Origin of the sequence: Moraxella oblonga NBRC 102422, assembly GCF_001598275.1 — a bacterium.
Classification (GTDB): Bacteria; Pseudomonadota; Gammaproteobacteria; order Pseudomonadales; family Moraxellaceae; genus Moraxella; species Moraxella oblonga.
Map to the genome: position 1 here is coordinate 1 of NZ_BCYQ01000042.1, position 18,786 is coordinate 18,786.

Here is an 18,786-nt window from a genome sequence, read left to right on the forward strand (position 1 = left end):
TTATTAATTTGGGGGTTTTCATATTATCATTGACTATAACAAAAATTTCATCATTTTTATCATAATTCATCATCAACAAAACTTTAACTTTAACCTTGAAAAATATCTAAAATTAAGCTAAAATGAGGTTTTTATTTCCCACTTAGGTTGGCTAATAAACGACTTCATGGTATATCATGTCAAAGTTGGTTGATGATGATGTGGCTATGGTTGGCAAGATGATTCTTGAAAATGCCTTTTTATTAGTGCTTAGGTTTATTGGATTTTTCTTATGCGTAAAGACATTCACCCAAATTATCGTGAAGTATTGTTCCACGACACCAATGCAGATGTGTACTTCCTAACTCGCTCTACCATCGCTACCAAAACCACTCGTGAGTACGAAGGTGTAGAATACCCATACTACCCACTTGATATTTCAAGTGCTTCTCACCCTTTCTATACTGGTGAGCAACGTCAAGCCACCAACGAAGGTCGTGTTGCTAGCTTCAACAAACGTTTTGGTGCATTCGCCAATCGTGGCAAAAAATAAGTGCCATACACAAAAAAACCACCTTGTTTGGGCGGTTTTTTGTAAAGTTAAAAAGAGGGGTAAATCCCCTCTTTTCTACATTCTTAGCTTTGGTATCAACGGCACATAACTTGCCAATTCCAACAAGGCACGTTGATATACACCCCGTTTGAACGGTACAACCTGCCCCAAAGGATACCAGTAACTCACCCACGCCCAATCATCAAATTCAGGAGTTGCCACATCAAAACGAATAAAATCGGTGTTTTTTTCATCAAGGCGGAGCAAAAACCACTTTTGTTTTTGCCCAATACACACAGGATTTTCATCATAACGCACATAACGTCTGGGTAGGCGATACCGCAACCATTCATGCGTACTCGCCAACACCTCCACATGATGTGGATACAGCCCAACCTCTTCATACAACTCACGATACATCGCATCAATGGGCGTTTCGCCCACATCAATGCCACCTTGTGGAAATTGCCAGCTATCGCTACCAATGCGTTTGGCAAGCAAAACTTGCCCCTGTGTGTTTGCCAAGATGATACCGACATTGGCACGAAAGCCGTCTGCATCAATCATAGTTTACTCTTTAATTTATAAAATAAATCATCTTGATTTAAGATGAAAAAATTACGCCTATTAAACCAAACTTTTGATAAAAAAGGTAGTGTTATTTCAAAATAATTAGAGTTTGTTAAGTTTTAATAAAATTATTTACAAAATAGCAATTATATAGAAATAAAAATCATCATTTTTGCACCAAAAATGATTTTTTACTTGAAAAATCCACAAAAACACGCATTTAATTTTTATTTTTTTGGAAAAACTCATGACCATTACCAATGCCGACATGACCGCCCAAGTGTCATGGCTAAAAAATGATGTGATTAACTTTGAAGCAAAAAGTGGTTCTGGACATACAATTACCATAGACTCCAAGCAAGAGCTTGGGGCAAGACCTATGGAGCTTATCCTTATGGGACTTGGGGCGTGTGCCAGTTATGATGTGGTGAGCATTCTTCAAAAATCTCGCCAAAACGTCAGCGATGTGCGTTGTGAAGTGTCTGCTAAACGTGCCGACAGTGTACCTGCAGTGTTTACTGACATTCATTTACATTTTATCGTAGAGGGCATAGACATCAAAGAAAGCCAAGTTGCCAAAGCCATTGAACTGTCCGCCACCAAATACTGCTCTGCCTCCAAAATGCTTGCGGACGGTGGCGTGAACATCACTCACGACTATCACATCACGGGTGCATGACATGAGCCTTGTAAATTTAATACCACCAGACATCAAATACGCCGTCATGGCGGTGGTTGTGGCGTGTTTGCTGCCTTATGTGTTCGCCATTTTGTCAAAAAAAGTGGGCGGATTTGATTTTAAAACAGACAACCATCACCCCAGAGACTTTTTGGCAAAAACCACAGGACTCTCTGCTCGCCTAAATGCCGCACAAGCCAACAGTTTTGAGAGTTTACCAATATTTATTGGGGCGGTGCTGTTGGCGATGTACTGCTTTGTTCCCCAAAATATCATCAACTTTTTGGCATGGTTTTATGTGTTGCTACGTGTGATTTTTGGTGTGGCGTATGCTTATGATTTGGCAATGTTTCGCTCGGTAATTTGGGGATTGTCGCTGATGTGCTGTTTGCAACTTTTTTATTTTTCCATAAAAATGTTGTAAATGATACCATGATTAAACATTGGTCAAACGTTGATGTTGTGGCGCATACTCATAAACGATGTAGATACCATTAAACTGGGTCAATCCACCTTCATCAATTGTTAATCCACCAAATCCACCACATTGACCGTCATGTCATCAACCACACCCACGTCCACAAAAACTGCCACTTGGGTCTCAAAGTTATCAGCAATCTCATAATGCCAAATTGCTCGTTCGCCTTGATACACAAGTGGTGCAATAAAAATAGGCTCGCCCAACATTTGCAATAACATTGTCATCACAGGAGTGGCGGATGTGCTAAAATTTAGAGACTTTTTGGTGATGATTTTTTTATTGATTGCTTTGGTGGGTTCTAAGATAAAGACATTTTGGGGCAAAAAATCGGATTTGAGGGTAGTAAAAGCTACATTATCAACCACCGCCACACTGGATAATTCGCTGATATTTTGACAAATAAGCACCAAATCTGACTCGCTTACCCCCAATCTTTTGACCGTTTCAAACGCATCTTTGGCATTCATACCAAAAGCAAAACGGTAACCATTTTCGGTGGGGATAATGACAGGCTCACCTGATTGCAAAGCAGATACCACATCATTCATCAGGCGAGCTTGGGGGTTGTCAGGGTGTATGTATAGGGTTTTCATGCTTTATCCTTGATTGGTGTTGTTATGACGAGTATTTATGTCCAAAAACACCCAAATCAACCGCTTGGCATCTTTGGGCAATGCGTGTGGATTGGTCAGATAATCATAGGCTTTGGTGTAGACATCTTGGGCAAAGGTGCTGTTTGAGGTGTCAAAATTAGCATCAAGATTGTCCGCCGATACATAAAAATACCGCCCCAATGCAAGCGATAATAGACATTCTATCGCTTGGGGCTTGATTTCTACTTGTTCAAATTGACGTTGGGTTGCCTCGTCTCGCCCATCAGGACAGTACCAATAACCAAAATCATCAAGTTCTCGGCGTTGATTTCCTGCCACACACCAATGACTAATCTCGTGTAAGGCACTTTGAAAAAAACCATGAGCAAACTCAATACGAGCAGGTTTGCCATCTCTACTAGCAAAATACTCAGGCTCACCTTCACCACGCACCAACACCGTTGGCATAGGGCTGTTTTGATAAAGGTAATCAAACAGAACAATAAGCCAATCGGTTTGGTTTTTTTCATCATCGCCAAGAGTTTGCCACGCCTGCTTTAAGGTATGATAATACTCATCAAATTGACACACATCATCAACATGGTGTTTAATTTTTTCATCGTCATAAAAGGCTTGCCAAAGGTGCGTTTGTTTGGATAATCCCAACGTTTTAAAATCAACCATCTTAATCTCAAATCAAAAATTATAACACAACCCCAAAATTTTGCGTGAATTTTGACAAAATTTATGAAATAATAACCAAAAAATCATCACACTATCATCATGACAAATTTTTCCCAACCTACCGCCATGCCCACCGAAATCGCCCTTGATAAATGGTCAGATGTCGGCTTTGAATGGCAAGGCATTGTTCCTATCACCCAGTTTGAGCGTCTGGCGGACGAAATTGACAGTTTGGGTGATGATACATTGGACATATCTTTTGCCCTTATTAATAAAAATGGATTACTTTGGCTCAACTACCAAATTGAGGCGACACTACTTATGCCATGCCAACGTTGCCTTACTCCTATGGCAATCAATATCTCCAACCATTATCGTTTGGCAATTTTAGAAAACGAAGACAAAATCAGATACCTACACGCCATAGAGCCTGATGCTGATTATGTTTTGATTGATGAGATTTGTGAACCTGACAGCAGAAAAATGCTCCCTGTTGCTGATTTGCTAGAAGATGAGTTGCTACTTGCCATACCACTTGCTCCACGCCATAGCGACTGCGAGCTACTCACCGACAGTGTTGGCGAAGTACCAAATACCCCAAAAGAAAACCCATTTGCCATGCTAGAACAGTTGAGAGGCAAATTGTAAAACCAAAATAGATACTCTCTCAACAAACTTTTTACAAAAATCACCAACTTTCTCTTTAAAAATCTAAAAATTTTGGGTATAATAAGGCGTTTAATGTATCTGCACTGATTTGTTAGGCGAAATGATGCTACCGCCACAGATACCCATTTTCATTTAGATTTGGCAAATAGTTGCCATACTTATATTTTAGGAGCTATCATGGCAGTTCAACAAAACCGCAAAAGCCGTTCACGCCGTGATATGCGTCGTTCTCACGACCGTATCAGCGTTGCCACTTTAAGCATTGACTCTACCACTGGTGAGAAACACATCCGCCACCACGCCACCAAAGATGGTTTTTATCGTGGTCGCCAACTTTTTAAAGTTAAAGCAGTAGAAGCCTAATCGTTTTAGCTTGACACAAAAGCCAAGTTCCATCATCGTATGAGCTTGGCTTTTTTACAAACAAATTTTTTACAATGAGCTAGGACACCCACCCTTTATCACACTATTTATGTTTGGCGATAATTTAGATATAAATGTAGTGTTTTTACGTTAAAATGGTTAAATCTTGTTTTTGAAGCATCAAAACTCGTCCGATAGAGTTGCTATCAGCCTGCGTTTTTTCTAAAAAAACGTACGATTTATCTTATTTTTAATTGTAAATATAAAAGGTGGACATACCCCAATTTTTATAAAAAATTTGTTTGTAAATAATCAGTTATTTTGTAAACAGATGTTCTATTTTTATGATAAAATAGAGATATTTCAATCAAACATGGTGAATTATGACACAAATAAAACGTGTGGCAGTGATTTTTCCCGGACAAGGCTCACAAACTATTGGCATGATGGATGAACTTGCCGAACAATTTGACGTGGTAAGAACAACTTTTGATGAAGCAAGTACTGCCTTAGGTGTGGATTTGTGGGAGATTACCCACGATGAGACTCGCTTGCACGACACCAAATATACTCAACCTGCCCTACTGACTGCCAGCATTGCCATTTGGCGTATCATCACGCCCATATTGGCACACCAAGACATCAAGCCTGCATATCTGGCAGGGCATTCTTTGGGCGAATACTCAGCACTTGTGGCAAGTGGCGTGCTAAGTTTGGCAGATGCAGTTTGTCTTGTTCACGAACGTGGCAAGCTCATGACGGATGCTGTGATGGGTATGGATACACAAATGGCGGCTGTGCTTGGCTTAGAAGATGAACAAGTGGCAAGCCTGTGCGAAGACGCTACCGAAAACGCAGGCATTGTAGATACCGCCAATTTCAACAGCCCTGCCCAAGTCGTCATCGCAGGCACACAAGTAGGTGTAACACACGTGCTAGAAGCGGTAGAAGCGTTGGGCAAAAAAGCTGTCCCCCTTAAAGTCTCCGTCCCCTCTCATTGTGCCTTGATGAAGCCTGCCAGCGACAAATTGGCAGAGCTTTTGGCTCAAACCACCTTTCATCAAGCCCAAATTCCTACCATTCAAAACCGCCATGCTGAGATTCACAAGTCCACAAACGACATCAAAACTGCTTTGATTGAGCAGTTGTCTATGCCTGTCCAGTGGACAAAAACCATGCAGGAGCTGGCAGATAAGCAGATTGAGTTGGTGATAGAATGCGGGCCTGGTAATGTGCTATCCAACCTTGCCAAACGCCAAGAAACCCCCATCACTGCCCTACCCACCGACAAATTGGCACGTTTAGAAAAATTGGAGAATTTACATGAGTCGTAAGATTGTTTTGGTAACAGGAGCCAGTCGTGGCATAGGGCGAGCGATTGCTGAGCGATTTGCTAATGATGGTCATTTTGTCATCGGTACTGCCACCAGCGAAAAAGGGGCAGAAGCCATTGAAGAGTATCTTGGCGAGTCAGGAGGCATTGGGCGTGTACTTGATGTGTGTGATGATGAAGCCATTGATAAACTCTTTGAAGAGATTGATAGCGTTTATGGCAGTGTCAATGTGCTTATCAATAACGCTGGCATCACCAAAGATGGCTTGCTCATGCGTATGAAAGATGAGGACTGGGCAAGCGTGATTGACACCAACCTCACCGCCATTTATCGCACATCTCGCCGTGCCGTACGTGGCATGATGAAGGCTCGTTTTGGGCGTATCATCAATATCACATCTGTGGTCGGTCAAATGGGTAATGCAGGACAGACCAATTACGCAGCTTCTAAGGCAGGTGTTGAGGGTTTTACTCGCTCATTGGCTCGTGAAATCGGCTCTCGTGGCGTTACGGTAAACTGTGTCGCCCCCGGTTTTATTGAAACTGACATGACTGATGAGCTGGACGAACGTCTTATCAGCTCGATGCTTGATGCTGTGCCAGTTGGTCGCATGGGGCAACCACACGAAGTTGCCGCTGCTGTCGCCTTTTTGGCAAGCGATGACGCAAGCTATATCACTGGCGAAGTGTTGGCAGTCAATGGCGGTATGCACATGTGATGATGAGGTAAGTGCCATAAAAATAACAACGTGAACAAACGTACTTATGGCACTTGCACAAATTGTAAAAATGTTTTATCATACACACAAGCCTGACAAATTTATTTGATTAATTTGTCTGTTTTATTTATCTTATTCTTTTTGGAGTATATCATGAGTGATATTGAAGCAAAAGTAAAATCAGCCGTTGCCGAACAACTGGGCGTTTCTGCCGACACCATTAACAACGGTGCGTCTTTCATGGACGATTTGGGTGCAGACTCACTAGACTTGGTTGAGCTTGTTATGGCATTTGAAAATGAATTTGGCATCAGCATTCCTGATGAAGATTCTGCTGAAATCACCACCGTTCAAAAGGCAATTGATTACATCAGTGCCAAGCTATAATCAGCAAAATCTCCCAACTGGGAGATTTTTTTACGGTAATCTATCAAATAGTTACAAAATTACATTCATCTTTTACAAAACTCACCCAAAAACCTCCTAGACGAACCATGAGTATTGTATTAAGATGAGTTATCTTTTTATTTATAGGAACATAATTATGGGCATTTTTAGTTTTGCCAAAGACATCGGCGACAAAATCTTTAACCGTGACAAAAAAGACGAAGCCCCAGCCACAACCGCACCCACCGCTCCAACCACGCCTGCCGAGCCAACCGCCCAAGAGATTGCCAATCTTTTGCTTGCTCGTGTACAAGCCAATGCCCAAATTGACAGCTTAAAGGTTAATTATAATGCCAATACTGACACGGTGGTATTGTCGGGTGTTGCCAAAAGCCAAGCGGAGCGTGAAAAAGCAATTTTGGCAGCAGGTAACGTACAGTATGTCGCCCAAGTAGAAGACAACATGACAGTAGCGGAGCCTGAACCAGAATCTCGTTTTTATACTGTCAAATCAGGCGACACTCTATCCAAAATCGCCAAAGAAATGTATGGCAATGCCAATGAATACAACAAAATCTTTGAAGCAAACCGTCCACTACTTAGCCACCCTGACAAAATCTATGTCGGTCAAGTGCTACGTATTCCTGCCTAATTAACACAATAAAAAAAAGACAAGTATGAACTTGTCTTTTTTTATGTTTAAATCAACGCTTGGCAAAGCCTTGTGATTGTAGATAATCAAGCACAAACGGACGCACCTCACCACCAAAGGTCTCACCAATTTGAGCCTTCCAATCCAAATCCAAGCCACGAGAGGCATAATAGGCTTTAACTTCCTCATTATAAGCTGATAGGGTTTCATCGCTTGGGATTTGGTAAGTGTCAGTAGAGACGATGACATTGAGGGGCAGGCGTGGACGTTGTGATTGGTTGATTTTGGCTTCCCAGTCAGGGTGTCCCAAACATAGCCCAAACAGTGGCACGACATGTTTAGGCAAGCCCAACACCTCACCAGCTCGTCTGATGTCGTTACGCAGTGAACCGATGTACACACCACCTAACCCCAAGCTCTCTGCTGCTGCCAGCATGTTTTGAGCCATCAGAGCCACATCAATCGCTCCGATGAGTGTAACCTCCGTCCAGTCAGTATTGACATCGGCAAGCTGATGGTGGCGATGTGCGTCCATACAAAACACCAAATATTCAGCACAGCTCTCCACATAGCCATGCCCCAAGCGTTTGCCCTCGGATAGTGCCTTGTCATATTCCTCTGCCGTCATGTCGCAGGAGATTTGGCGTAGGGAGGTTCGTTTGGTTTTATCAACAACACGAATGACGCTCACCGCTTGTAGATAGCTTGATGTTGATACCGCTCGTCCTGCCTCAAAAATGGCACTAAGCATTTCATCGCTGATGGGCTCACCTGTGTATTTACGCACCGAACGGTGGTTGAGTAGGGTTTCTAGGGTGGGTTTGCTGTTTAGCATAGATTGCTCCTTTTAAAAAATGTGTTCATCTTATCAATCTTTGGCGATAAAGGCAAATTTGTTTTTATTGATTAAATCTTTTATAATGAAAGCATTCACCTTAAAAAAGTATTGGAAACGTTCATGTCAAAAAAAGTAAAAAAATCCTCAAATCAAATCTGTGCCAACAAAAAAGCCCGTCATGAATACTTCATTGAAGAAACTTTTGAGGCAGGCATGGCGTTGGAGGGCTGGGAAGTCAAGTCCATCAGAGCAGGCAAAATGGCAATCACGGACGCTTATGTGATTTTTAAGGGGGGTGAGGCGTTTTTGTTCGGTGGACACATTCAGCCCCTCTTGACCAGCTCCACCCACATCAATCCCGACAATATTCGCACACGCAAACTTCTGCTCAATCGCCGTGAGATTGACAAACTCTTTGGTATGGTCAATCAAAAAGGCTATGCAGTCGTGCCACTGTCGTGCTACTGGAAGGGGAGCCGAGTCAAGTGTGAGATTGCTCTTGCCAAAGGCAAAAAACTCCACGACAAACGAGCCACCCTAAAAGAGCGTGATTGGCAAATGGACAAAAAACGAGGCTTTAAGGCGGATTTACGCTGATGAATGATATTGCCCATCAACTAAAACAGGGAAAACTTATCGCTTATCCCACCGAAACAGTATGGGGAATCGGCTGTGATGCCTTTTGTGAAAAGGCAGTCATGGATTTATTATCCATAAAAAACCGCCCTATTGACAAAGGCTTGATTGTTTTAACAGACAAGGTAGAGCGGATTTCACCCTTTTTACAAGCACTGCCCACCGACCGCCAAGCCGAGATTGTTGCTACTTGGCAACACCTCCATACCACCAAACAAGCAACAACTTGGCTTTTTCCCATCCCCAATGGTACAAAAATCCCCATGTGGCTTACAGGCTCTCACGATAGTCTTGCCATCAGAGTCATCAACCACCCCGCCATTGCCAAGCTATGTGCCTCACTCGTGGACGATGATAATCCTTATGGATTTTTGGTATCCACCAGTTGTAACCCCACCGCCCTACCCCCTGCCCATGATTTATATACTGCCATGAGCTACTTTGGGAGTGGCAATGTGATGTTTTTGGACGGCAAAACACTCGGGTTTGACAAACCTAGCCAAATTAGGTGTGCGGTGGGGGGCGGTGTCATTCGGATTTAACGCCCAAATCATGCAATTCTTGTAATCGCTTTAATATCGTTTTAGAAAACGGCTGCCAATATTGCCAAGATTTATATTTGCCATCATACTTGCCACCCACTTCATTTCGCCATTGTTTTAATAAAGCCACCAAATCATGATTAAAAGTTACCAACTTCACAGCTAACGTGCCACTCTCAAATAAAAAAGCCTCAACCCAATAGCCGTGAATGGTAAATTTATATAATTCAAATGCTTTTTCTTTTGATTTATCACTGGCAAATCAATTGTTTCATCATCGCTCGTTTTACCCAACTCTATATAAAAGTCAATTTATTATTAAAGTTAAGAGTGGGGGTAAACTATTTCTATTTTATATATCATTCTCAACTTTGCATAACTATTTGATTGTTACAGGGTCAAATTGCAATTCTCTCCCACAATTTGTCGTGGATTTTAAGTTTGTTGGGTGGTAATTTTTTTATAAAATATGTTAAGATAACACAAAAACCTTGGTAAAAAAAATGAATCACAATCCCTACACCGCCCCACAATCAAATCTTGATGATGATTATGACTACTTTGAATATGACACCACCCCATTTTATAAGCCCACAGGACGGATTGGACGAGTGAGGTTTTTGGCATATAATGGGATTTGGGCGTGCATTTTGGTTGTGTTTTTTATCTTATTATTGGGATTGGTGGAAGCATTTGGCATTACATCAACAATCATTACCATGCTTGGCACGCCAATCATGCTTTATGGTGTTTTGACACCCATGGCAAGAAGGCTGACTGATTTGGGGCGTTCAAGGTGGTGGGCGGTGTTGTACTTTGTGCCGTTTTTAAACTTCGTGTTCTTTTTGTATTTGATATTTGCCAAAGGTGATGAAGGTGTGAATGATTATGGCTCGCCGTCCTTGTATGGTGTGGTTGATATCATCTTTGTTTGCCTTGTATTGTCCTTTATCGTCATGATGTCGTTTTTTGATATCTCCAAAAGTGAATTTTTGATTTACTTATTTGGTTCGGCAGGTTAATTTATCTTAACCTAGCCAAGCCCAATCACGCCCTGCCAACCCACCTTAATCCCAAGCCCCACCAAAACCCATAGAATCAGTGTGCGAAAATGAGCGGACGGCAAGCGTTTGCCAAGCCTTGCCCCAATGATAATGCCAAGCACCGACAAGACCGTTAGCCCGATTATCATCGTCCAAGTTTGGGTGGGTACTTGCAATAAAACTTCTTTTAAAACAATGGCTTGTACGATTTTATTGACAAAATAACACAAATTGCCCACCTTGATAATCACCGTTTTATCATCAGTCATTGACAAAAGATACATCAAAAGCACAGATGACATTGCATTGGTTGCACCGCCCACCACCCCTGCGATAAAGCCAATCACCACTAAGGATAGCGTGGTATCAGGCAGGGTGATTTTTTTGCCCAGTAGGCTACTTGTGGCATACCATAGCACCACAAGCGATAAAGCAAGCATAAGATAACTGGCATTGACCACCAGCAAAAGATACGCCCCCAACGCACTGCCAAGAATGGAAACGATGACAAGGGGGAGATATTTTTTTAGATAAAAAGTGGTATTGTGCCAAACACCGCCTGTACCACCCACCCACGCCATTAAGTTTAAAACGGCGGTTGGCACAAGGACAAGGACAACGGCATTGGTCAGCCCATACACGCCAGACAACGCCCCAATGGTAATCAAGGGAAAGCCCATCCCTGCAATACCGTGCAATAGACTTGCGATAAGAAATAAAGGAATGAGCCAAAGTTCAAATTTCATAAAAGTCCTTTTAAAGTCCAAATCATCTAAAATCACTATCTAAAAAAATTCACCACAAATAACCACGCCATCATCGTTATCATTGCAATGGCGTGGATAATTTTGGCAAAGTGGTGATAACGGTCTAATTGCTGGCGTGAAAATTGTTGTTTAAGACAAAAATTAATCATCAATTTTTGACTGATAAAATGAATAATAACAACAAACGCAATAAAAGCAAATGGCAAAATAACAACAAAAGGAAATTCGCCATTTGCTCTTAAAAAATTACCAACCGATTCTCTAAATACCATCAGCACAATAAAGTAAATAATAGAAATCACCATTAATGGCAATTCCACCAAACGCTTATAGTCTTTTTTAAAATCTATATTGGCATTGTCATTCATTCTTTATGCCTTGATATTTTAGCACTCATTAGAATACAGTTTTGCCACACACCCCACCAAAGTATCCGCCCACACTTGATAGGTCAGCTTGCTTGGGTGAAAGCCATCTTTGGCAAACATCGCTTGACGGTCAAGTTTGGCTTTATCAAATTCATCTTTGACATAATGCACGCCTTGATGGGCTTGGCAAATCTGTGCCAACATCGCATCAAGTGCCATCGCTCGCCGTCCGATTAAGCCATTTAAGGGCGTGGGCAAACTGGGAGCTAGGTGCATTGGCGGTAGGCTTAAAAACAAAATATGAGACACGCCAAATTTGCGTTTTAGGAGCGTGATGATGGCGTGCAGATTATCCGTCCACGCCTTATTGGAGCTGGCTTTGACGACATCATTCACCCCAATACTGATAATCGCCACATCAAAGCGACACGCCCCCATCACATATAGGCGATAGAGCAAATCAAAACTGGTATGCCCACTGGTGGCGTGTAGTTCAACATTGATACCAAAACCTTGCTCGGCAAGACCCCAACCAATCTGTCCAAACGGTGCATCATCTTGGCTATCCACACCCACGCCAGCGGCGGCACTGTCGCCAAAAATCGCAAGCGATATGCCACGCCCATCATCACCAAACCGCCCTGCTCGCACGCCGTCAGGCTCTGGCAATCTTAGGACGGTTTTGGCAACCCTTTTGGCTTGGGCATAATAAATCAAAGCAAGCAGATAATCACGCCTGCGACCAAATAACTCAATCGCCATTTAACAACCTCTCAATACACCCCACCAATCCCTTCGCAATCTTATCCTTACTCATTTTTGCCAAGTCCACTTTATCTTTCCCATATTTTTGAGCAAAAAACACGCTCATCGCATTGTCATCACTGCCAAAGCCAATCGTCTTATCCGACACATCATTGACTGCAATCATATCCAAATTTTTGGCAATGAGTTTGCCTTTGGCATAATTTTCAATATCTTGGGTTTCAGCCGCAAAGCCAACGGTCAAAAGGTGCGGATAAGTTTTGGCAATCGTTGCCAAGACATCAGGGTTTTTGACAAGCTCTAAGGTCAAGCCATCATTGTCAGCCGTTTTTTTGAGTTTTTGAGGGGCGATGTTTGCCACCTTAAAATCCGCCACGGCAGCGGTGGCGATAAAAATATCCGCCCTTTGGCACGCTTGCAGGCACGCCCCTAACATCTCATCAGCCGTGCCGATGGTAATTTTTTGTACCCCAAGCGGTGTGGGCAAACTCACCTTTTCGCCTGCGATGATGACAACCTTCGCCCCTGCACTCACACACGCCCTTGCCAAGGCATAGCCCATTTTGCCTGTGGAATGATTGGACAAATAGCGAACAGGGTCAATGGGTTCAAGGGTTGCCCCTGCGGTGATGACCACCGTTTTGCCTGCCAAAGTTTGGGCGGTGGTTTGGCACTCAAAAAAGCTCAAAATCTGCTCACAAATCGCCTCAGGCTCTGGCAATCGCCCCATACCAACATCACCGCACGCCTGTTCACCGCTATCAGGGCTTATGATGTTAAAGCCAAATTGGGCAAGTTTGTTAAGATTGTCTTGCACAATGGCATTGCCCCACATCGCCTGATTCATCGCAGGATAGACCCACACAGGGGCGGTGGTGGCAACAATAACAGTGGTTACAAGATTATCCGCCAAACCATTTGCCAATTTGCCAATGGTGTTGGCAGAAGCTGGGGCAACCACCACCAAGTCCGCCCACTTAGCAAGCTGTATATGCCCCATACCCCTTTCGGCTTGCTCATCAAGCAGTTTGGTATGCACTTCGTTACCTGTCAAGGCTTGCAAGGTCAAAGGCGTGATAAACTGGCACGCCCCGTCCGTCATCATCACTCGCACGCTATGCCCTGCCTTGATTAACAGGCGTGCCAAAATGGCGGATTTATAACAGGCAATACCGCCAGTTAGGGCAAGCAGGATATTTTTGGAAGTCATGGTAGGATTTTCAAAAGATAAATGGGGTATTATAAGGGAAAATGGCGAAATTTTAAACCTTTGTCGTTGAGATGATTTTTGCCATGCTATTGATTTGTGAATACATTTTCAAAAATCTAAACAAATCTATGATATAATGGCAGATTTTATAACCATCAAGCCCTTGGAGAAAACCATGACCGCTCAAACTTTCAATCCCAAAGATTTGCAAAAAAACCAACTCACCTCACACATCATTAGCCAGCCCAACCCAAACACCTCCACCAAACCCAAAAAAGTCTTTATCGCCACGCAAGGCTGTCAAATGAACGAATACGATAGCCAAAAAATGGGTGATGTACTGGGCGATAGTCATGGCATGGTAGTTACCACCGACATCAATGAAGCCGATGTACTCATCATGAACACCTGTTCCATTCGTGAAAAAGCCCAAGAAAAGGTATTTAGTGAGCTTGGTCGCTGGCGTAAACTCAAAGAAAAGAACCCAAATCTAGTCATCGGTGTGGGAGGCTGTGTTGCCTCCCAAGAAGGCGACAATATCCAAAAAAGAGCGCCCTATGTGGACATGGTGTTTGGACCCCAAACTTTGCACCGTCTGCCTGAACTGTACAACAATTCCCAAAAAGCCAAATCTGTTTTTGAAGACAACCCCAAAAATAAAAACAAAAACCGCATTGGTGTGGTAGATGTTTCATTTCCTAGTATTGAAAAATTTGATTTTTTGCCAGAGCCTAAGGTAGAGGGCTACAAGGCTTTTGTTTCTATCATGGAAGGTTGCTCAAAATATTGCTCATTTTGTGTTGTGCCTTATACTCGTGGTGAGGAGTTGTCTCGCCCACTTGATGATGTTTTGGCAGAGATTGATAGCCTAGCCAGTCAAGGCGTGCGTGAGATTAACCTTTTGGGTCAAAACGTCAATGGCTATCGTGGATTAAAAGATGATGGCACCATTTGCCGTTTTAGTGAACTTTTATACTATGTATCACACATTGATGGCGTGGAGCGTATTCGCTACACCACAAGCCACCCCTTAGAGTTTACTGATGATATCATAGAAGCCTACAAACACATACCACAGCTTGTCTCACATCTGCATTTGCCCGTCCAGTCTGGCTCAAATGCCATTTTACAAGCCATGAAACGCAATCACACCATTGACATATACATCAATCAAATCAACAAACTGCGTGCCATTCGCCCTGATTTGCATTTGTCTGGTGATTTTATCATTGGTTTTCCAAACGAAACAGAGCAAGATTTTTTAGATACCTTTAATCTTGCCAAAGAACTAGATTTTGACCACTCGTACAGTTTCATCTACTCAAAACGCCCCGGCACGCCAGCATCCGAGTTGCCTGATAACGTGAGTTTTGAGACCAAAAAAGACCGTCTTGCCACATTCCAAGAACTCATCAAAGAGTCCACTTTTGCCAAAACACGAGCGATGGTTGGGCAAACCCTCAAAGTTTTGGTAGAAGAGCGTGCCAATCGTCGTGAAGGCTATCTACATGGTACAGCCGACAATACCCGTTCGGTGATTTTTAAGGGTGGTGATGAATTGCTTGGCAAAATGGTCATGGTGCACATTACCAATGCCATCAGTATGCACCTTGTGGAGGGTGAAGTGGTAGAAATCTTAGGGTAAAACACGATTACAAGGATAGAAAGTGGATACCCCAAAAAGTACAGACGACACCAATGTCCAAACCCAGACACCACCAGACTCTGATGATAATGAGGTGGTGCTGGATTTGGACGAAGTCATTCAAGAGATACACAACACCCCACCAAAAGAGGCACTCCAACCGTCTGACGCACCCATACCCACGCCCAGACAGATTTTTACTGATGCCAGTAAAGTCATCTTGCACCAACCTTTCGCCCTGCGTGAATTATCCACCGTATTTTATTATCATCTGCAAAGCCAAAGAAACCGCAAACATCGCCTTGATTCTATCCATTTTGAACAACTCTCAAAGGCATTGGGTTTTGATGAAGCATTTTTGGAAAAATTGGATAAAATCAACGAGGAGGAGCTTAAAAAACTAGACCCAAACTATCAGCCCAAATTTCGCTCAAAAGCCCCCATCACCAACGCACCGATTTTTTTGACAGGTAAAACAGGCTCTGGCAAAACGCACATGATAAAACAACTGTGCAAAATGTTTGATTTAAATTTTATCGCCATCAACACCCCCACCATCAGCAATGCAGGCTACAAAGGCGTAACGCTGGCAGATATTGGAGCAAACCTGCTACAACACAGCAACGACAGCAAAGTGTATGCTGAGCATTCGGTAGTATTTTTTGATGAATTTGACAAGCTTTTTATCAGTGGTGATGAACAATTGGGGACATACCATTTATCACTCATGACGGAGATTTTGACCATTATTGAAGGCACAACCCCTTTTCCTGTCAAAGATGGTCATGGTATTGATAGCAGTCGTATGTTGTTTGTTTTGGGTGGTAGTTTTAACATTCACCAAAAAAGAGAAAAAATGCCCATCGGCTTTATGGGTGAAAAAACTTTACAAGATACGCCAGATAACCAACTTAAACTGACCGATTTTGGCTTACCTGATGAACTGGCAGGACGTATTGGCAAAATCATCGCCCTAGATGATATGAATCATCATCAGATGATAGATATTTTACTAAATAGCCCAACATCACCTTTCACCACCTTACAAAATCGGCTGGCACTTTTGAATTGTACGGTGGACATTGCCCCTGACGTGTTTGATGAGTTGATAAAAAACAACAAAGAAGCCATTGACAAATTTGGCGTGCGTGGGCTTTATCAAGCATTTTATGACCTACCCCAAATCAATGACATCTTGTTTGAAGCACCAGAATGGGCAGGTTCACATTATGTCATCACCCAAGATGGTTTTGAAAGTTTTCAAAAACACGCACCACAAGACGATGAATGGGAAGGCTTGTGGTGAGGATACTTATGGGTGCAACCAAATTACTGTCTAACGCCCATCGCATCAAACACAGGGGGTAAGGATTTTTGGCTTTCTTGGGCAGTTAGTCGCCCCATTGCCAAGCCCTTGATGATAGATAACTCTTTGATATTTTTGCGATTTTTACGAAATAATCCCACAGGAATCATACGCACAAATTCAAACAAATACAAATACTCTTCTTCATCACCGTCAAACTCCTCATTTTCGTTGGGGCGAATACTGGCAATTTTGGCAAGGTCGGCGATTTGCTCACGCTCATCATCAGACAGCGTAATTTCTGCCACACCAAGCCCAGTAATAAAGCCCCCCGCCCAATCTTTTAACGCCAAAAACCGCTCTGACAGCTCATGTTCATCATCAGGCAAAAGCGGTTCATAAGCATAGGCATCATCTTTGTCTTTTAGGGCAAAGCTGACATCTTGGGCATACTCGGTCAAAATCTGTAATGCTTTATCACTAGGTCTGGCAAAACTCAATTCATCAAGCAACAACGCCCAACCCTCAACATCAGTAGGCTGACACGCTATCATCAAAGCAGTCATTAGACCATGCAGCTCACTAATAGACACATCAGTCCAATCTGTAAAAGCCTCTACCCAATCATCAAAACCTGACAAATAATCACTCATCACTCAATCTCTTGGCTAAAAATTTGTCTGTAAATGACACCAACCACCCAAAAAATCAAGCCAGTCATGAATTTTTATACAATTTTTTGAAAAATTAACCAAAAATTGTCTAAAACATGATAATATGGTACAATTTTGCATTATTGCCTAACTTTTGTATAGGACGCACTCATGATCGATCAATTACAGCTACTTGAACAAACAATTTTAGAGCTAAAAGCTCGCTACAACGTAACCGCCACCGAGCTTGTCAATTTAAAACATAAATTGGCACACGATGATGCACCTCGCCAAATCAGCGAATTGCAAGAGCAAGTTGACAGACTAACTGCACACAATTCAAGCCTCAATCGTGAGCTTGATGAGCTTACCAAAACCAAAGAACTGCTCAACACCCAAATTGATAATTTATACCAACAAAACAAAGAACTGACCGAGAAAAATCAAGAGCTTACCGAGAAAAATGAGTTGGCAATCAGCCGTGCAGAAATCATTCAAGAGTGGCTTACCAAAATTGACAACCAAACCATATAATCACAACAATTAAGGAAAATCCATGAATATCCAAACAGCCCTAAAATCCAATCCCAACAACACCAGTAAAGCTCCCCAAAGCACCCCTACCATGACTGACACACCCAAAAGTATCGCCAAAGCAGTAGATATTAGCATTTCTGGAACACCGCACCGCATTGTTTGTCCTGCGGACGAAGTCCAAAATTTAGAAAATGCCGCCAAATTCATCAATGACAAAATCCGTGAGATTCGCCACAACATCAAAGGCAAAAACCCCAACAACGAAGAGTTGCTCGTATTAACCTGCCTTGAACTGTATGACCAAGTCCAAACCTTGCGTGATGACAAACAGCATTATGTTATTGAAAAAGAACGTGCTAAGACATTGATTGACAAAATGATTAAAGATGCACGTTCGGTGCTGTAATGTCTCATTAAAATAAAAAATGGCAGGGTTTACCGTGCCATTTTTGTGTTTTGATAAAAACATCATCATAGGAATGCCATGTTAACACTACCCCCAAACACCCAACTGAGCAAAACCACCATAAGTGCGATGGCTTCCACCGCCCTAGAATTTAGCGAGGATGTGGTAAAAAGCACCAACCCTATACTGATTGCAGGGTTTGAACGTATTGAAAAAGGCGAAAGCACCCACGAAGAAGAAATCGCCAAAGTGATTGATAATTTTCTAAAATACGGAAAAATTGATGGTTGATTATTCTAAAATTCAGGCAATTTTAGCAACCAAGCCAAACAGCCAAGCGGAAGCCATCGAACGTGATAGGCTTGAACGAACCATCACATCCTATCGTGAAGTACAACTTTTAAAAAC

Annotated in this window: 27 protein-coding genes; 17 read left to right on the forward strand and 10 right to left on the reverse strand. The window is 42.5% G+C overall.

Annotated elements, in window-relative coordinates; translation table 11 throughout:
* Positions 1–271: 271 nt before the first annotated feature.
* Complete coding sequence (locus MOB01S_RS10125) at positions 272–532, forward strand: type B 50S ribosomal protein L31 (protein WP_066804829.1); 261 nt, start codon at positions 272–274, stop codon at positions 530–532.
* 75 nt (positions 533–607) lie between these two features.
* On the opposite strand, the gene MOB01S_RS10130 is transcribed toward MOB01S_RS10125, so the two are convergent.
* Complete coding sequence (locus MOB01S_RS10130; RefSeq protein ID WP_066804831.1) at positions 608–1,099, reverse strand: RNA pyrophosphohydrolase; 492 nt, start codon at positions 1,097–1,099, stop codon at positions 608–610.
* Positions 1,100–1,370: 271 nt separating this feature from the next.
* On the opposite strand from MOB01S_RS10130, the gene MOB01S_RS10135 reads away from it, so the two are divergent.
* Positions 1,371–1,781, forward strand: a complete 411-nt coding sequence (locus MOB01S_RS10135; protein ID WP_066804907.1) for an OsmC family protein — start codon at positions 1,371–1,373, stop codon at positions 1,779–1,781.
* A 1-nt stretch (position 1,782) separates the two neighbouring features.
* Positions 1,783–2,205, forward strand: coding sequence for an MAPEG family protein (locus MOB01S_RS10140; protein WP_066804833.1), 423 nt, complete (start codon positions 1,783–1,785; stop codon positions 2,203–2,205).
* Between the two features lie 101 nt (positions 2,206–2,306).
* On the opposite strand, the gene MOB01S_RS10145 is transcribed toward MOB01S_RS10140, so the two are convergent.
* Both MOB01S_RS10145 and MOB01S_RS10150 read right to left on the reverse strand, forming a co-directional pair.
* Positions 2,307–2,855: a Sua5/YciO/YrdC/YwlC family protein gene (locus MOB01S_RS10145; protein WP_066804835.1), complete on the reverse strand. Its 549-nt coding sequence runs from the start codon at positions 2,853–2,855 to the stop codon at positions 2,307–2,309.
* Positions 2,856–2,858: 3 nt separating this feature from the next.
* A complete protein-coding gene (locus tag MOB01S_RS10150; RefSeq protein ID WP_066804837.1) occupies positions 2,859–3,539 on the reverse strand; it encodes an elongation factor P hydroxylase in 681 nt (226 codons plus the stop codon).
* A gap of 99 nt (positions 3,540–3,638) precedes the next feature.
* Between MOB01S_RS10150 and MOB01S_RS10155 the strand changes: the two genes are divergently transcribed.
* The 6 genes from MOB01S_RS10155 to lysM all read left to right on the forward strand — a co-directional run bounded on the left by MOB01S_RS10155 (position 3,639) and on the right by lysM (position 7,662).
* Positions 3,639–4,187 carry a YceD family protein gene (locus MOB01S_RS10155; protein ID WP_066804840.1) on the forward strand — a complete coding sequence of 183 codons (549 nt, stop codon included), beginning with the start codon at positions 3,639–3,641 and terminating at the stop codon, positions 4,185–4,187.
* Between the two features lie 198 nt (positions 4,188–4,385).
* A complete protein-coding gene (gene rpmF, locus MOB01S_RS10160) occupies positions 4,386–4,571 on the forward strand; it encodes a 50S ribosomal protein L32 (protein ID WP_066804843.1) in 186 nt (61 codons plus the stop codon).
* A gap of 383 nt (positions 4,572–4,954) precedes the next feature.
* The gene (gene fabD, locus MOB01S_RS10165; RefSeq protein WP_066804846.1) at positions 4,955–5,905 is read left to right on the forward strand and encodes an ACP S-malonyltransferase; all 951 of its coding nucleotides are present in this window, start codon (positions 4,955–4,957) and stop codon (positions 5,903–5,905) included.
* Positions 5,889–6,623: a 3-oxoacyl-ACP reductase FabG gene (gene fabG, locus MOB01S_RS10170; RefSeq protein ID WP_245640037.1), complete on the forward strand. Its 735-nt coding sequence runs from the start codon at positions 5,889–5,891 to the stop codon at positions 6,621–6,623. Before fabD ends, fabG begins: the two co-directional genes overlap by 17 nt.
* A 153-nt stretch (positions 6,624–6,776) precedes the next feature.
* Positions 6,777–7,010, forward strand: coding sequence for an acyl carrier protein (acpP, locus tag MOB01S_RS10175; RefSeq protein WP_066804852.1), 234 nt, complete (start codon positions 6,777–6,779; stop codon positions 7,008–7,010).
* Positions 7,011–7,167: 157 nt separating this feature from the next.
* Positions 7,168–7,662 (forward strand): peptidoglycan-binding protein LysM, encoded by a 495-nt coding sequence (gene lysM / locus MOB01S_RS10180; protein ID WP_066804857.1) that lies wholly within the window; start codon positions 7,168–7,170, stop codon positions 7,660–7,662.
* Between the two features lie 52 nt (positions 7,663–7,714).
* On the opposite strand, the gene nfsA is transcribed toward lysM, so the two are convergent.
* Complete coding sequence (nfsA, locus tag MOB01S_RS10185; RefSeq protein ID WP_066804860.1) at positions 7,715–8,497, reverse strand: oxygen-insensitive NADPH nitroreductase; 783 nt, start codon at positions 8,495–8,497, stop codon at positions 7,715–7,717.
* Between the two features lie 123 nt (positions 8,498–8,620).
* On the opposite strand from nfsA, the gene smpB reads away from it, so the two are divergent.
* Both smpB and MOB01S_RS10195 read left to right on the forward strand, forming a co-directional pair.
* Complete coding sequence (gene smpB, locus MOB01S_RS10190) at positions 8,621–9,097, forward strand: SsrA-binding protein SmpB (protein WP_066804863.1); 477 nt, start codon at positions 8,621–8,623, stop codon at positions 9,095–9,097.
* Positions 9,097–9,678 (forward strand): L-threonylcarbamoyladenylate synthase, encoded by a 582-nt coding sequence (locus MOB01S_RS10195; RefSeq protein ID WP_066804867.1) that lies wholly within the window; start codon positions 9,097–9,099, stop codon positions 9,676–9,678. Before smpB ends, MOB01S_RS10195 begins: the two co-directional genes overlap by 1 nt.
* Here the strand turns inward: MOB01S_RS10195 and MOB01S_RS12425 are convergent.
* A complete protein-coding gene (locus MOB01S_RS12425; RefSeq protein WP_169798144.1) occupies positions 9,665–9,838 on the reverse strand; it encodes a hypothetical protein in 174 nt (57 codons plus the stop codon). The genes MOB01S_RS10195 and MOB01S_RS12425 overlap by 14 nt on opposite strands.
* Before the next feature lie 343 nt (positions 9,839–10,181).
* Between MOB01S_RS12425 and MOB01S_RS10200 the strand changes: the two genes are divergently transcribed.
* Complete coding sequence (locus MOB01S_RS10200) at positions 10,182–10,700, forward strand: DUF805 domain-containing protein (RefSeq protein WP_066804870.1); 519 nt, start codon at positions 10,182–10,184, stop codon at positions 10,698–10,700.
* A gap of 11 nt (positions 10,701–10,711) precedes the next feature.
* Here the strand turns inward: MOB01S_RS10200 and MOB01S_RS10205 are convergent, their stop codons facing one another.
* Genes MOB01S_RS10205 through coaBC form a run of 4 tightly spaced genes read right to left on the reverse strand, consistent with a single transcriptional unit; the run spans position 10,712 to position 13,831 of the window.
* A complete protein-coding gene (locus MOB01S_RS10205) occupies positions 10,712–11,467 on the reverse strand; it encodes a sulfite exporter TauE/SafE family protein (RefSeq protein ID WP_066804873.1) in 756 nt (251 codons plus the stop codon).
* 35 nt (positions 11,468–11,502) lie between these two features.
* Entirely contained in the window at positions 11,503–11,856 is a 354-nt protein-coding gene (locus MOB01S_RS10210; RefSeq protein WP_066804876.1) for a hypothetical protein, read from the reverse strand.
* 18 nt (positions 11,857–11,874) lie between these two features.
* Complete coding sequence (locus tag MOB01S_RS10215; RefSeq protein WP_066804879.1) at positions 11,875–12,618, reverse strand: SGNH/GDSL hydrolase family protein; 744 nt, start codon at positions 12,616–12,618, stop codon at positions 11,875–11,877.
* Positions 12,608–13,831: a bifunctional phosphopantothenoylcysteine decarboxylase/phosphopantothenate--cysteine ligase CoaBC gene (gene coaBC / locus MOB01S_RS10220; protein ID WP_066804883.1), complete on the reverse strand. Its 1,224-nt coding sequence runs from the start codon at positions 13,829–13,831 to the stop codon at positions 12,608–12,610. The genes MOB01S_RS10215 and coaBC overlap by 11 nt, the downstream gene beginning before the upstream one ends.
* 175 nt (positions 13,832–14,006) lie before the next feature.
* Between coaBC and miaB the strand changes: the two genes are divergently transcribed.
* Positions 14,007–15,476 (forward strand): tRNA (N6-isopentenyl adenosine(37)-C2)-methylthiotransferase MiaB, encoded by a 1,470-nt coding sequence (miaB, locus tag MOB01S_RS10225; RefSeq protein WP_066804886.1) that lies wholly within the window; start codon positions 14,007–14,009, stop codon positions 15,474–15,476.
* A gap of 22 nt (positions 15,477–15,498) precedes the next feature.
* Positions 15,499–16,782, forward strand: a complete 1,284-nt coding sequence (locus MOB01S_RS10230; protein WP_066804889.1) for an AAA family ATPase — start codon at positions 15,499–15,501, stop codon at positions 16,780–16,782.
* 23 nt (positions 16,783–16,805) lie between these two features.
* Here MOB01S_RS10230 and MOB01S_RS10235 read toward each other — a convergent pair whose 3' ends face one another.
* Positions 16,806–17,438: a UPF0149 family protein gene (locus MOB01S_RS10235; protein WP_157073973.1), complete on the reverse strand. Its 633-nt coding sequence runs from the start codon at positions 17,436–17,438 to the stop codon at positions 16,806–16,808.
* Positions 17,439–17,606: 168 nt separating this feature from the next.
* Between MOB01S_RS10235 and MOB01S_RS10240 the strand changes: the two genes are divergently transcribed.
* The 3 genes from MOB01S_RS10240 (at position 17,607) to MOB01S_RS10250 (ending at position 18,669) form a co-directional block, all read left to right on the forward strand.
* Positions 17,607–17,969, forward strand: coding sequence for a hypothetical protein (locus MOB01S_RS10240; protein WP_066804900.1), 363 nt, complete (start codon positions 17,607–17,609; stop codon positions 17,967–17,969).
* Between the two features lie 22 nt (positions 17,970–17,991).
* Positions 17,992–18,378, forward strand: coding sequence for a cell division protein ZapA (locus MOB01S_RS10245; RefSeq protein WP_066804903.1), 387 nt, complete (start codon positions 17,992–17,994; stop codon positions 18,376–18,378).
* A gap of 78 nt (positions 18,379–18,456) precedes the next feature.
* Positions 18,457–18,669, forward strand: a complete 213-nt coding sequence (locus tag MOB01S_RS10250; protein ID WP_066804905.1) for a hypothetical protein — start codon at positions 18,457–18,459, stop codon at positions 18,667–18,669.
* The last annotated feature ends 117 nt before the right edge of the window (positions 18,670–18,786 follow it).

Coding starts and splice junctions, on each gene's coding strand:
- MOB01S_RS10125 (WP_066804829.1), top strand. CDS start 272: ATGCGTAAAGACATTCACCCAAATTATCGTGAAGTATTGTTCCACGAC.
- MOB01S_RS10130 (WP_066804831.1), bottom strand. CDS start 1,099: ATGATTGATGCAGACGGCTTTCGTGCCAATGTCGGTATCATCTTGGCA.
- MOB01S_RS10135 (WP_066804907.1), top strand. CDS start 1,371: ATGACCGCCCAAGTGTCATGGCTAAAAAATGATGTGATTAACTTTGAA.
- MOB01S_RS10140 (WP_066804833.1), top strand. CDS start 1,783: ATGAGCCTTGTAAATTTAATACCACCAGACATCAAATACGCCGTCATG.
- MOB01S_RS10145 (WP_066804835.1), bottom strand. CDS start 2,855: ATGAAAACCCTATACATACACCCTGACAACCCCCAAGCTCGCCTGATG.
- MOB01S_RS10150 (WP_066804837.1), bottom strand. CDS start 3,539: ATGGTTGATTTTAAAACGTTGGGATTATCCAAACAAACGCACCTTTGG.
- MOB01S_RS10155 (WP_066804840.1), top strand. CDS start 3,639: ATGACAAATTTTTCCCAACCTACCGCCATGCCCACCGAAATCGCCCTT.
- rpmF (WP_066804843.1), top strand. CDS start 4,386: ATGGCAGTTCAACAAAACCGCAAAAGCCGTTCACGCCGTGATATGCGT.
- fabD (WP_066804846.1), top strand. CDS start 4,955: ATGACACAAATAAAACGTGTGGCAGTGATTTTTCCCGGACAAGGCTCA.
- acpP (WP_066804852.1), top strand. CDS start 6,777: ATGAGTGATATTGAAGCAAAAGTAAAATCAGCCGTTGCCGAACAACTG.
- lysM (WP_066804857.1), top strand. CDS start 7,168: ATGGGCATTTTTAGTTTTGCCAAAGACATCGGCGACAAAATCTTTAAC.
- nfsA (WP_066804860.1), bottom strand. CDS start 8,497: ATGCTAAACAGCAAACCCACCCTAGAAACCCTACTCAACCACCGTTCG.
- smpB (WP_066804863.1), top strand. CDS start 8,621: ATGTCAAAAAAAGTAAAAAAATCCTCAAATCAAATCTGTGCCAACAAA.
- MOB01S_RS10195 (WP_066804867.1), top strand. CDS start 9,097: ATGAATGATATTGCCCATCAACTAAAACAGGGAAAACTTATCGCTTAT.
- MOB01S_RS10200 (WP_066804870.1), top strand. CDS start 10,182: ATGAATCACAATCCCTACACCGCCCCACAATCAAATCTTGATGATGAT.
- MOB01S_RS10205 (WP_066804873.1), bottom strand. CDS start 11,467: ATGAAATTTGAACTTTGGCTCATTCCTTTATTTCTTATCGCAAGTCTA.
- MOB01S_RS10210 (WP_066804876.1), bottom strand. CDS start 11,856: ATGAATGACAATGCCAATATAGATTTTAAAAAAGACTATAAGCGTTTG.
- MOB01S_RS10215 (WP_066804879.1), bottom strand. CDS start 12,618: ATGGCGATTGAGTTATTTGGTCGCAGGCGTGATTATCTGCTTGCTTTG.
- coaBC (WP_066804883.1), bottom strand. CDS start 13,831: ATGACTTCCAAAAATATCCTGCTTGCCCTAACTGGCGGTATTGCCTGT.
- miaB (WP_066804886.1), top strand. CDS start 14,007: ATGACCGCTCAAACTTTCAATCCCAAAGATTTGCAAAAAAACCAACTC.
- MOB01S_RS10240 (WP_066804900.1), top strand. CDS start 17,607: ATGATCGATCAATTACAGCTACTTGAACAAACAATTTTAGAGCTAAAA.
- MOB01S_RS10245 (WP_066804903.1), top strand. CDS start 17,992: ATGAATATCCAAACAGCCCTAAAATCCAATCCCAACAACACCAGTAAA.
- MOB01S_RS10250 (WP_066804905.1), top strand. CDS start 18,457: ATGTTAACACTACCCCCAAACACCCAACTGAGCAAAACCACCATAAGT.